11 protein-coding genes are annotated in these 12,371 nt (G+C 40.6%); all 11 read left to right on the top strand.

The window, feature by feature from the left end; translation table 11 throughout:
• Nucleotides 1–488, top strand: a 488-nt coding sequence (locus tag FH976_RS10430) for a hypothetical protein (RefSeq protein ID WP_194090790.1), incomplete at its 5' end; no start/stop codon positions are given.
• Between the two features lie 12 nt (nucleotides 489–500).
• The gene (locus tag FH976_RS10425; RefSeq protein ID WP_194090789.1) at nucleotides 501–1,094 is read left to right on the top strand and encodes a hypothetical protein; all 594 of its coding nucleotides are present in this window, start codon (nucleotides 501–503) and stop codon (nucleotides 1,092–1,094) included.
• Nucleotides 1,095–1,250: 156 nt separating this feature from the next.
• Nucleotides 1,251–1,967 (top strand): response regulator, encoded by a 717-nt coding sequence (locus FH976_RS10420; protein ID WP_194090788.1) that lies wholly within the window; start codon nucleotides 1,251–1,253, stop codon nucleotides 1,965–1,967.
• A gap of 21 nt (nucleotides 1,968–1,988) precedes the next feature.
• Nucleotides 1,989–3,461 carry an ATP-binding protein gene (locus FH976_RS10415; protein ID WP_194090787.1) on the top strand — a complete coding sequence of 491 codons (1,473 nt, stop codon included), beginning with the start codon at nucleotides 1,989–1,991 and terminating at the stop codon, nucleotides 3,459–3,461.
• A gap of 147 nt (nucleotides 3,462–3,608) precedes the next feature.
• The gene (locus tag FH976_RS10410; RefSeq protein WP_194090786.1) at nucleotides 3,609–4,874 is read left to right on the top strand and encodes an ABC transporter substrate-binding protein; all 1,266 of its coding nucleotides are present in this window, start codon (nucleotides 3,609–3,611) and stop codon (nucleotides 4,872–4,874) included.
• Nucleotides 4,875–5,070: 196 nt separating this feature from the next.
• Nucleotides 5,071–6,012 carry a carbohydrate ABC transporter permease gene (locus FH976_RS10405; protein ID WP_194090785.1) on the top strand — a complete coding sequence of 314 codons (942 nt, stop codon included), beginning with the start codon at nucleotides 5,071–5,073 and terminating at the stop codon, nucleotides 6,010–6,012.
• Nucleotides 6,009–6,896, top strand: coding sequence for a carbohydrate ABC transporter permease (locus FH976_RS10400; RefSeq protein ID WP_194090784.1), 888 nt, complete (start codon nucleotides 6,009–6,011; stop codon nucleotides 6,894–6,896). Before FH976_RS10405 ends, FH976_RS10400 begins: the two co-directional genes overlap by 4 nt.
• Nucleotides 6,897–7,080: 184 nt before the next feature.
• Nucleotides 7,081–8,187 carry an ABC transporter ATP-binding protein gene (locus FH976_RS10395; protein ID WP_194090783.1) on the top strand — a complete coding sequence of 369 codons (1,107 nt, stop codon included), beginning with the start codon at nucleotides 7,081–7,083 and terminating at the stop codon, nucleotides 8,185–8,187.
• 519 nt (nucleotides 8,188–8,706) lie between these two features.
• On the top strand, nucleotides 8,707–10,011 hold the full coding sequence (gene tig, locus FH976_RS10390; RefSeq protein ID WP_194090782.1) for a trigger factor: 1,305 nt from the start codon (nucleotides 8,707–8,709) through the stop codon (nucleotides 10,009–10,011).
• 294 nt (nucleotides 10,012–10,305) lie between these two features.
• On the top strand, nucleotides 10,306–10,932 hold the full coding sequence (gene clpP, locus FH976_RS10385) for an ATP-dependent Clp endopeptidase proteolytic subunit ClpP (protein ID WP_190329838.1): 627 nt from the start codon (nucleotides 10,306–10,308) through the stop codon (nucleotides 10,930–10,932).
• A 78-nt stretch (nucleotides 10,933–11,010) separates the two neighbouring features.
• Nucleotides 11,011–12,291 (top strand): ATP-dependent protease ATP-binding subunit ClpX, encoded by a 1,281-nt coding sequence (gene clpX / locus FH976_RS10380; protein WP_190329837.1) that lies wholly within the window; start codon nucleotides 11,011–11,013, stop codon nucleotides 12,289–12,291.
• The last annotated feature ends 80 nt before the right edge of the window (nucleotides 12,292–12,371 follow it).

The raw sequence follows: 12,371 nt of genomic DNA, 5'->3' as shown, positions 1-12,371 counted from the left end.
CCATTTATTCTTTTACTTCAACCATATCTTCTGTTGTTGATACTTACCCACAAGTGGTGAGTGATATCAATGAGACTGCCGATAAACTGCAAATTGATCAATGGCTGTTGGTCGCTCAAAAATTTGAAGAACTAACACCAAGGGCATTAACGGTTACGGAGAAAATGCAAGTTACTGCCAAAGACATCAATAAGACCGTCGGAGATGTTAATAAAACCGTTGCTTCAGTGAATAAAAAAATCCCAAGTATTCTTGATGAAGTTAAAGCGGTACGTAGCGATACGATTCCTGCGGTATTAAAAGAAACGTCCAGTATCCGAAAAGAAATGCCACCCATGTTAGCGCAAGTAAATCAAATTTTAGACAAGAGTAAAGAGCTGTCCAAACAAGCTGCTGAAGGTGCAGTTAAAGGTGTTATTTTGTCACCGATTAATTTAATTAAAGATGCAGGTAAAGGCATTAAATCGACGGTAACCGATTTGGAATAAGGAGTGGTGAGCATGTTTTTGAATCGAATTTTTTCGAGGTTATATTTTAACTGGCTTCGTGTCAGCTTGGTCGGATTGCTCACTTTGATGGTGATGGGCTGCTTAAGTGGGTCTTCAAACACATCAGAATATTCTTATACCAATGGGTGGTGGTACGACGATTATTGGTTTTATCAAGATCATGTTTATCCTAACTGTTGTCATACTGATGGCGAACTTAAAGATGCCGTTAATAGCTGGTGGCACACGCTTGATCCGGATAAGCAGGCGGAAATCAAAGAGAAAATTGAAGGTTGGAAAGAAGGTGATGGTGGGCCTGATATCTCAGCATTCAAACAAGACTTGAATAAAAAATATCAATCGCTACCAGCCTATAAACAACAAGCCTTATCAACTAAACGCGATCAAGTGCGTGAACAAATGTCGGGTAAAACGTTAACTACCGATCAAAAACAAGCGGTGCGTACTCAGTGGCAAAGTAAAGATCGCCCTACTCTGAAACGTTCAAATATTTCACGCCCGATACATACCCCAGCACGACCGGTAACTCGCCCCGTTGGTGGATTGGGTGGTGGAGGGCGCTTAGGCGGGGACTTACATCGTTAACGCTGCAGTTTTAAGGCCTCACGGTATTTGATTTTTTCTCTCATATAGTGATGGTCTCCGCAGAGTTTTATTTCTGTATTTCCTTTTCGAAGGATAATCATATCCATTCTTCCATGATGCGCTATTGTTTCTATCAATAGAATAATAGAGGTGAGTATGCACAGGAATCAGCATATTTTAGTGGTGGATGACGATAAGGAAACTCGAGATCTACTCAATGAATATTTAACCCAAATGGGATTTTTGGTGTCGGTGGCGCAAGAGGGAATATCGATGCAAGCGCATTTGAATTCTCAAGGTTACCCCGATCTGATTTTGCTCGATGTAATGATGCCAGGAGAGGATGGCTTTTCGCTGTGCCAGAATATTCGTAAGCACTCCAATGTGCCTATTATTATACTAACCGCTGTGTCAGATGAAACCGATCAAATTATTGGTTTGGAAATTGGCGCGGATGATTATATTGCCAAGCCATTTCGTCCTCGGCAGTTGATGGCTCGAATTAAAGCGCTTTTACGCCGAGCTCAACCTGATGAGCTTTTAAAGCCGACCATGATTACCTTCGGTGAATGGAAATTAGATACGTTGTCACATACGGCATTTAATTTACATACTCAACAAACAATTGAACTGTCAGGCAGTGATTTTAATTTACTGATGCTGTTCATCTCTCACCCTAATGAAATCTTGGATCGCGACACTATTTCTTGCGCGATAAAAGGTCGAGAAACGTTACCTTTTGAGCGAGGTATTGATGTACAACTTAGCCGTTTGCGCCAGCGATTGGGCGATACGGGTAAACAGCATAAATACATAAAAACGATGCGTGGTAATGGCTATATTTTTACCGCGCCAGTGCAGTATGGACATTGAAGTTATGAGTGCTACCTCTAAATGAGCCTATGGAAAAAGTGGCGCTGGCCTCAATGGCGTTGGACTAAGCAATCTTTAGTATCGCGTACTTTATTATTTACCTTGCTAACAGTGGTGATTGCACAGGGGATTTCAACCTCGGTGTGGTATACCAATTCTCGCCTGCAAGAAATTGAAGGCGTTAAAACCACCACCATCAGTATGGCGTCTTTGTTTGCCTCTACGGTTTCATACTTCCAAGCGCTGCCAGTTAGCTATCGGCATGTGATCATGGAGCAATTGCGTAAAATGGGTGGCACTCGTTTTTTTGTATCGTTCAATCATGAATTTTTGAGGTTAGAAACCATTCCTGATTCATATTTAAAAGATGTAGCTATTGAATCGATGTCATCCGCTTTGAAAAGTAAGTTGAATAATGTGAAATCGATTCATGTTAATTTTTCCCCACCCGATAAATTAAAAATACTAAAAAATGATATTTATCTTAGCGATCTCCCTAAATCATGGGCGCATTATACGTTAACGTTAAAACCGCTTAATCCTCCGGTGATGGTGGTGCAAATTGAATTAGAATCCGATGAATGGATCTATATTGCAGCGCTTTTGCCTCCGCCTTATAACGAGCTTGATGACACTATTTTATCGCCGTCGCAATGGTTGTATTTGCTACTTTCGACCGCGTTATTATTACTGTTTAGTTATTTTATGATCCGCCGCCAAGTTCGACCTTTGCGTAATTTAGCTAAAGCGGCGAACCGAATGAGTCTTGATGTTGATCAGTCGCCATTAATGGAAGAAGGGGCGAATGAGATTGTGACGGCAACGCTAGCGTTTAATCGTATGCAGCAGCGAATTCATCGCTATGTGGTGGATCGTGAACAACTGTTTTCTTCTATTTCGCATGACCTAAAAACACCGATCACTCGTTTACGTTTACGGGCTGAATTGTTAATCGATGACACCAAACGTGAAAAATTCAATCAGGATCTTGATGAGCTAGAGATGATGGTAAAAGGGGCATTGCAATGTGTGCACGATACCGAGTTACATGAAAATTCGGTTCAGGTTGATCTCAACAAATTGCTATTGGAAGCCGCAGAAATGCATAATCATAAGCAAATAAAAGTACAGTTGCCTCTCGAAAAAATAATCCCAGTATTCGGTAAGCCATTAGCATTAAAGCGAGTCGTCACCAATATTATTGATAATGGTGTGAAATATGGGGATCAGGTTGAGATTTTTTATCAGCACACGGAATCGCACATTATTCTATTGTTTTGTGACCAAGGAAAAGGTATTCCAGAATCACAGTTAAGCTCAGTATTTGAACCTTATGTACGCTTAGAAAATGATCTTGATGGGCATGGCTTAGGGCTCGGTATCTGTCGTAACATTTTACATGCACATGGTGGTGATATTGCTATTCAAAACCGAAACAGCGGTGGACTGGAAGTGACGATGACGCTGCCTCTTCATTCTGATTTTCATCTTTAGTTATCCATCCTTCAATGTAACGACATTGTTACATTGCCATTACACTTTGTACCATTCTATTTTTTTTCCTCTTCTATAGTTTTACTGAAACGTTATATATAGCGTTAGCTTTCTATTCTAATAACATTACCTACATGGACGATAATAATGAAAATGATGAAGAAAACCCTTATTACGCTTGGATTACTGTCTGCGAGCTCACTTGCTGCAAGCCAACTTGCCAATGCTGGTGAAGTGGAAGTTTTGCATTGGTGGACATCTGGCGGTGAAGCTAAGTCGGTCGCCGTGCTAAAAGATATGATGGAAAAAGAAGGGCATACCTGGAAAGATTTTGCTGTGGCTGGCGGCGGTGGTGAAAGTGCCATGACGGTACTTAAAACTCGCGCCGTTTCTGGTAATCCTCCTGCGGCAGCGCAAATGAAAGGACATAATATTCAAGAGTGGGCTGAGCTTGGTTTTTTAACTAATTTAGATGATGTCGCTAAAGCCAATAATTGGGATGGTATTTTACCGACTGTGGTGGCTGATATCAGTAAGTATCAAGGCCATTATGTTTCGGTTCCAGTGAATGTGCATCGGGTGAATTGGTTATGGGCAAATAAATCGGTATTTGATAAAGAAGGCTTGAAGGTTCCGAATTCTTGGGATGCATTTTTTAAAGTTGGCGATAAATTAAAAGCCGATGGAATTATCCCGCTTGCTCATGGCGGCCAACCTTGGCAAGACGCGACTTTATTTGAAGCGATTGCTTTAGAAAAACTAGGCAGCGCAGATTATAAAAAAGCTTTTGTCGATCTTGATCAAAGTGTGTTGTCAGGCGATAAAATGGTAGAAGCCTTTAAGACGTTTAAAAAAGTGCATAATTATATTGATACTAACTCTCCTGGCCGAGATTGGAATGTTGCAACCTCTATGGTGATCAGTGGCAAAGCTGCGATGCAAATCATGGGAGATTGGGCAAAAGGTGAATTTACCGCCGCCAATAAAACACCCGGCACAGATTATGTTTGTGCGCCAGCGCCAGGCACTGCAAGTGAATTTACCTTTAATGTCGATAGTTTTGCTTTCTTCCAAATTAAAGATAAAGCCAATCAAAAAGCACAAAAAGATCTTGCAAAAACCATCCTTTCTAAAGACTTCCAAGAAATATTCAATTTAAACAAAGGATCGATTCCTGTGCGTTTAGATATGGATATGTCTAAGTTTGATCAGTGTGCGTTAGATTCTATGGCTTCTTTCAAAGCGACGTCGAAATCGGGTGATTTATTACCAAGTATGGCGCATGGCATGTCAACTACGAGCTATGTTCAAGGCGCAATGTTTGATGTGATCACCAACTTCTTCAATGATAGCAATGCCGATCCAAAACAAGCAGCGCAGCAGTTAGCAAAAGCAGTGAAAGCGGCAATGTAATTTCTGCCAGCTAAATTGTGGTTTTAAGTACAAAGCAGATTAAAAGTTAAAGGCAATAAATTATAAGGCTGCGATGTCAGTAAGTTTGCATCCAGCCTTATTTTCTTAGCTGTTTATCTTTGTAGTTAATGATTTGTACTTAATGAGCTGTACTTAATTTTTGTATACACAAAACAGCGTTATTAAAGGATCGGTTATGGACAACGCTTTCGATTCCAAACAGACAAAAAAGGTTACTTCTAACAAAAAGCCAAAGCCAAAATTTTTGGATAGGCTGCAATATCTTCTACCTAAAATCGTACTAGCCCCGACATTGCTTATCACCGTCGTTTGTATCTACGGTTACATAATATGGACAGGCGCTTTATCGCTCACTAACTCGCGTTTTCTTCCAAGTTTCAATCACTTCATTGGATTTGGGCAATATGCCAAGTTAATGGAAAACGATCGTTGGCTCACCTCTATTACCAATTTAGGTATTTTCGGTCTTCTTTTTCTGGCAATCGTGATTGTGCTTGGCGTTGGCTTGGCTATCTTGCTTGATCAAAATATTCGTAATGAAGGCGTGATCCGCAGTATTTACCTCTACCCAATGGCGTTGTCTTTTATTGTGACAGGGACTGCGTGGAAATGGATTTTAAATCCCGGACTAGGCATTGAGAAAATGGTGCGAGATTGGGGCTTTACCGATTTTAGATTTGATTGGATTGTTGATTCGAATATGGTGATTTATACCCTAGTGATTGCGGCTGTATGGCAATCTTCGGGTTTTGTTATGGCGATGTTTTTAGCAGGTTTGCGTGGTATTGATTCTTCGATAATAAAAGCGGCACAGATTGATGGTGCGAGTTTACCGCGTATTTATTGGAGTATTGTTCTACCTTGTTTGCGTCCGGTATTTTTTAGTGCCGTGATCATTACTTCTCATATCGCCATTAAAAGTTTCGATTTAGTTACAGCTCTCACCGCGGGTGGGCCGGGTTATTCATCTGATTTACCTGCTCTATTTATGTATGCTTACTCCTTTACTCGTGGGCAAACTGCGCTAGGTTCTGCCAGTGCGATGATGATGCTTGCAGGTATTTTGGCGATTTTGGTGCCGTATTTGTATTCCGAATTACGGGAGAAAAAATCATGATTGCCACTAAACGTTATAAATCTAATTACTTTAATTCTAAGCGAGTTGGGCGCATTGCTATTTATAGTTTGCTGATTTTTTTCTGTGTGCTTTATCTGATGCCATTATTTGTCATGGTGATCACCTCATTTAAAAGCTTGGGGGATATTCGTACTGGTAACTTAATGTCTATGCCGACAGAATGGGTATTAGATGCGTGGCACAAAGCGTGGTCAGACTCTTGTACTGGAGTGAAATGCGAAGGTATTAAAAGCTATTTTTGGAATTCATTTCAAATGGTGATCCCAGCGGTAGCAATTTCAACTCTAATGGGCGCATTTAATGGTTATGTGATCAGTAAATGGCAATTTAGAGGGTCGAATTTGTTATTCAGTTTATTGCTATTTGGCTGCTTTATTCCTTTTCAAGTCGTATTGCTACCAATGGCGGCCACTTTAGGATATTTCGGCTTGGCAAACACCACAACCGGATTAGTGGTTGTGCATGTGATTTATGGTTTGGCGTTTACGACTTTATTTTTCCGTAATTTCTATGTTGGCGTTCCTGATGAGTTAGTCAAAGCGGCGAAATTAGATGGCGCAGGTTTTTTCACTATATTCTTCCGAATTATGTTGCCGCTTTCGACACCTATCATCATGGTGACAGTGATATGGCAATTTACTTCGATTTGGAATGATTTCTTATTTGGCGTGGTGTATTCGGGATCGGATACTCAGCCCATTACTGTAGCGTTGAATAATTTGGTTAATACCAGCACAGGGGTTAAAGAATATAACGTTGATATGGCTGCTGCGATTATTGCCGCATTACCCACTTTATTGGTGTATGTGGTGGCTGGAAAGTATTTTGTGCGTGGGTTAACCGCAGGCTCAGTGAAGGGCTAAATATACTCTTTGTACTTGAAGCTACAGTTTTGTTGACGGCGTTCACTCACCCCAATTACCTAGACAAGCTAGGCTCATGGGGCTTCATTCTCTTGTCGCCTCACTGTAACTCCAATTACTTTGAGTATATTGACTAGTTAAAAACAATCTCAAACTAAAATTAGCTTCACATTAAGGATAATAAATGGCGACGTTAGAGCTAAACCAAATACGGAAAACTTACCGCAATGCGGATAATGAAACGTTAAAAGGCATTAATATTTCGATTGAATCTGGCGAGTTTTTGATTCTTGTTGGGCCTTCTGGCTGCGGAAAGTCAACCTTGATGAATGCGATAGCAGGGCTTGAATCGATAAGTTCTGGAGAGATAGTCATTGATGGCGTTGACGTATCAAACGTTGAACCTAAAGACCGTGATATTGCGATGGTGTTTCAATCTTATGCTTTATACCCGAATATGACGGTTCGCGGTAATATCGCGTTTGGATTAGAGATCCGAAAAATGCCAAAAGTGAAAATCGAAGCGGAAGTGAATCGTGTGGCAGAAATGCTACAAATCGATCATCTCCTTGATAGAAAACCCGCACAATTATCTGGTGGTCAGCGTCAACGGGTGGCGATGGGAAGAGCATTAGCGCGTCAGCCTAAGTTGTATTTATTTGATGAACCATTGTCGAATCTGGATGCGAAACTGCGAGTTGAAATGCGCACCCAAATTAAGCGCCTTCATCAAAAACTCAATACCACTATTGTGTATGTGACGCATGACCAAATTGAAGCGATGACGTTAGCTGACCGGATTGCAGTGATGAAAGATGGCGAGTTACAGCAACTTGGGACACCGAAAGAAATCTACAACCAGCCGAACAATATGTTTGTGGCCGGTTTTATGGGGTCGCCGTCAATGAATTTCATTAAGGCGAGAGTTGATCTGGGTGAACACGATAATCCGTTAGGTCAAGTTTGGACTGCCGATGGGCAAGCGCATCAAATAAACTTACCTGACAGGTTGCGTAAATTTGACGGCGAAACCATCATCATCGGGTTAAGACCAGAGTACATCACTGAGCAATCAACAGAAGAGGGGCGCACTTGGACTGAAATACCGATGAAAATTGATGTCTTAGAACCAACCGGGCCAGATACCATAGCGATTGTAGAAATTAATCAGCAACATGTCGCTTGTCGTTTATCCGCCGAATTTGATGCAAAAGTTGGTGATATGGTTCCTTTGTACTTTGATCTTTCTCATGCGGTCTTTTTTGATGTTAAAACGGAGATGAGGATTTAGCCTAAATTTCGGATTTAGTAGCTCAATGGCGTAATATTGAGCTACTTTTCCTTTTATTGATGAAAAAAATCGCCTATCCCTTGAAAATATTTCCTTATGTCCCCACTTCTGAAACGTGATCATTCTCGCTCTCGTTAAAAAAATAACGAAAAAAGATGAAATGTCACTGTGAGAATTTAGCTCTTGGCTCGACAGGCTCTATTCATGTCGCTAGAATGGCGCGTCTGAATTTTATCCTGAGACTCTTTATTCTGAGACTAATAGGAGATGCCTTTGTTAAAAAAGAATGTGGCGTTTTAGTCATGTTTTTGCAGAAGGCTTCACTCATTAGTTCAATTATTGGTTAGTGAGATTATTGCCATAGAGCGATATTACTTACTATAAAGATAGTTGATGCTCACTAATTTTAAGTGTTCATTTGAACGCCACACAAGGAATGATGTTGAGCTCTGCCCAATTGGTGCAACTGGCTCGACTCATACGCTCAGATTTCTGAGCCAGTTTTGAGGTTTATATATAATGCAATCTACTGTTGAAACTCTAGAAGGCCTAGAACGCCGTCTTACTATTACTGTTCCTGCTGCTAACATCGAAGATGCAGTAACTACTGAACTGCGCAAAATTGCGAAAACCCGTCGTTTTGATGGCTTCCGTAAAGGTAAAGTTCCAATGAAAATGGTTGCACAAATGTTCGGTCAGTCTGTACGTCAAGACGTAATGGGCGAAGTAATGCACCGTCATTTTATCGAAGCTATTGTTAAAGACAAAATCAACCCAGCTGGCGCGCCAACATTCGCTCCAGTTCAAAATGAAATTGGTAAAGACATCGTATTTACTGCCTCATTTGAAATTTACCCAGAAGTAGAACTTAAAGGTCTTGAAAACATCACTGTTGAGAAACCAGCAGTAGAAGTAAAAGATGAAGACGTTAGTGAAATGATCGAAACACTTCGCAAGCAACAGTCTACTTGGACTGAAGTTGAAGAAGCGGTTTCTGAAAGCTCTCGTGCAACCATCGATTTCGTTGGTTACATCGACGGTGAAGCATTTGAAGGCGGAAAAGCCGATGCATTCCCTCTAGAAATGGGCCAAGGACGTATGATTCCTGGTTTTGAAGATGGTGTATTAGGTAAGAAAGCAGGCGAAGAATTCTCTATTGATGTGAACTTCCCAGAAGATTACCACGCAGAAAACTTAAAAGGTAAATCAGCTAAGTTCGATATTAAATTGAGCAAAGTTGAAACTCGTGAGCTTCCTGAGCTAACTGATGAGTTTGTTTCTAAATTTGGCGTAACTGAAGGCGGCATTGACGCACTGAAAGTTGAAGTTCGTAAAAATATGGAACGTGAGCTTAAGCAAGCGATTAAAGGCCGTATTAAAGAGCAAGCTATCAATGGTTTGGTTGAACAAAATGCAATGGACGTACCATCTGCACTTATTGATCAAGAAATTGAAGTTCTACGTCAACAAGCATCTCAACGTTTCGGTGGCAACCCAGAAGCTGCGGCTCAACTACCACGTGAACTGTTCGAAGAACAAGCTGCACGTCGAGTTAAAGTTGGCCTACTTCTTGGTGAAGTGATCAAAGCTGAAGAACTAAAAGCGGATGATGAGCGTGTTAAAGCACTTATCAACGAAATGGCAACGGCTTACGAAGACCCATCTGAAGTGATTGCTTATTACGAGCAAAATGAGCAAATGATGAACAACATCCGTAATGTTGCTCTAGAAGATCAGGCTATCGAGGCTATCATTGCTAAAGCTAATGTTTCTGATAAAGAAGTAAGCTTCAATGAACTAATGAACCAGCAACAACCAGCTTAATTTTTTAAGCCTGTTGCAGGTGTAAAGAGTCAGTGTATTTGCTCTTTATGATGTCTAAATCTATGTATTTTATTGCTAGGTTATAGGCATAACAATGGCTCGATATGACACTCAAATGAGGCGTTCATTCGAGCCATTTATTTTTTATAGCTGGCTGTTAATAGCGGGCTTATAGGTTTATGATTAATAGGCTATTGCTAATATTTATTCATGGTTAATACTAACTTTTGTGGTTAATAGTAACGATGGTTATCAATTGCAGTGATTATGAATCCACTACAGGGAAAGCGGAATATGAGCTACCAAGTAAATAATACAATGTCTCCAATTATTGATGCGCTGGTACCAATGGTGGTAGAGCAAACTTCTCGCGGTGAACGTTCGTACGATATCTATTCTCGCCTATTAAAAGAACGCATTATCTTTTTGACTGGCCAAGTAGAAGATCACATGGCGAATTTAGTCGTGGCGCAATTATTGTTTTTAGAATCAGAAAGCCCAGATAAAGATATTTTCTTATACATTAACTCACCAGGCGGAAGCGTAACGGCAGGTATGTCTATTTATGACACGATGCAGTTTATCAAGCCAAACGTGAGCACTGTGTGTATGGGACAAGCATGTTCAATGGGTGCATTCCTATTGGCTGGTGGCGAAAAAGGTAAACGTTTCTGCTTACCAAATTCACGAGTGATGATTCACCAACCACTTGGCGGCTTCCAAGGTCAAGCGTCAGATATACAAATTCATGCACAAGAGATTTTAACCATCAAGCAACGTTTGAATGGTTTGCTTGCCGAGCATACAGGCCAACCATTAGAGGTGATTGAGCGCGATACTGATCGTGATAACTTCATGTCTGCACAGCAGTCAGTGGATTATGGTTTAGTGGATTCGGTTTTAAGTAATCGTCCAGCATAAGCAATTCACCTTGTAATAAGCAATTCAAGGTAAACTGTTGTAGACTGAAAAAAGAATTAAAGGTTAAGAGGATAGCGAATGACAGATAAAAGCAAAGAGGGTGGTAGTACAAAACTGCTGTATTGCTCTTTCTGCGGTAAAAGCCAGCACGAGGTTCGCAAGCTGATCGCAGGTCCTTCCGTATACGTATGTGATGAATGCGTTGATTTGTGTAATGACATTATTCGCGAAGAAGTGAAGGATGTTGTACCAAAGAAAGAAGCTGAAGCGTTGCCGACACCAAAAGATATTCGTGAACACTTAGATGATTACGTTATTGGTCAAGATTATGCTAAAAAAGTACTTTCTGTTGCGGTATATAACCACTACAAACGCTTACGTAATGGCGATAAAACAAAAGATGGTGTTGAATTAGGTAAAAGTAATATTTTACTTATAGGCCCTACCGGTAGTGGTAAAACTTTACTGGCCGAAACGCTAGCTCGCTTCCTCGATGTGCCGTTTACTATGGCGGATGCAACGACATTGACCGAAGCTGGTTATGTTGGGGAAGACGTTGAAAACATCATCCAAAAATTACTGCAAAAATGTGATTATGATGTTTCTAAAGCGGAGCGTGGCATTGTTTACATTGATGAAATTGATAAGATTTCTCGTAAAGCAGAAAATCCATCAATCACTCGTGATGTTTCTGGTGAAGGTGTTCAACAGGCATTATTGAAGTTGGTTGAAGGTACGGTTGCTTCAGTTCCGCCTCAAGGTGGTCGCAAGCATCCTCAACAAGAATTTTTGCAAGTCGATACGTCTAAGATCTTATTTATCTGTGGTGGTGCATTTTCTGGCTTAGATAAAGTCATTGAGCAACGTGTTGCTGTCGGAACTGGTATTGGTTTTGGCGCCGATGTACGTAGTAAAGATGAAAGTAAAACGGTGAGTGAACTATTCAAACAAGTTGAGCCAGAAGATTTGGTGAAATATGGTTTGATCCCTGAATTCATCGGTCGTTTACCAGTCACTACTACGTTGACAGAGTTGGATGAAGAAGCTCTTATTCAAATTCTTTGCAAGCCAAAGAACGCCCTTACGAAACAGTATGGTGCTTTATTTGACTTAGAAGGCGCAGAGCTTGAATTCCGTGAAGATGCGTTGAAAGCAATAGCGAAAAAAGCGATGGACCGTAAAACCGGTGCTCGTGGCCTTCGTTCAATTTTGGAATCAGTTCTACTTGAAACTATGTATGAGCTGCCATCAACGAAAGATGTGACCAAAGTTGTGATTGATGAATCTGTAATTAAAGGGGAATCTGAACCTTTATTGATTTATCAAAATGCTGAAAATCAGATCGCAAGTTCTGAATAATATGGTTAGAAATAACCAATAATATTAGAAAGGAGGCTGCGGCCTCCTTTTTTTATTTATGTTATTGAATCTAGCAAGTT

It is taken from the genome of Vibrio hibernica (genome assembly GCF_015223435.1).
GTDB lineage: Bacteria > Pseudomonadota > Gammaproteobacteria > Enterobacterales > Vibrionaceae > Vibrio > Vibrio hibernica.
The sequence above is the reverse complement of the archived record's forward strand: the minus strand, read 5'-3'. Positions and strand labels throughout refer to the sequence as shown.

Coding starts and splice junctions, on each gene's coding strand:
- FH976_RS10425 (WP_194090789.1), top strand. CDS start 501: ATGTTTTTGAATCGAATTTTTTCGAGGTTATATTTTAACTGGCTTCGT.
- FH976_RS10420 (WP_194090788.1), top strand. CDS start 1,251: ATGCACAGGAATCAGCATATTTTAGTGGTGGATGACGATAAGGAAACT.
- FH976_RS10415 (WP_194090787.1), top strand. CDS start 1,989: ATGAGCCTATGGAAAAAGTGGCGCTGGCCTCAATGGCGTTGGACTAAG.
- FH976_RS10410 (WP_194090786.1), top strand. CDS start 3,609: ATGAAAATGATGAAGAAAACCCTTATTACGCTTGGATTACTGTCTGCG.
- FH976_RS10405 (WP_194090785.1), top strand. CDS start 5,071: ATGGACAACGCTTTCGATTCCAAACAGACAAAAAAGGTTACTTCTAAC.
- FH976_RS10400 (WP_194090784.1), top strand. CDS start 6,009: ATGATTGCCACTAAACGTTATAAATCTAATTACTTTAATTCTAAGCGA.
- FH976_RS10395 (WP_194090783.1), top strand. CDS start 7,081: ATGGCGACGTTAGAGCTAAACCAAATACGGAAAACTTACCGCAATGCG.
- tig (WP_194090782.1), top strand. CDS start 8,707: ATGCAATCTACTGTTGAAACTCTAGAAGGCCTAGAACGCCGTCTTACT.
- clpP (WP_190329838.1), top strand. CDS start 10,306: ATGAGCTACCAAGTAAATAATACAATGTCTCCAATTATTGATGCGCTG.
- clpX (WP_190329837.1), top strand. CDS start 11,011: ATGACAGATAAAAGCAAAGAGGGTGGTAGTACAAAACTGCTGTATTGC.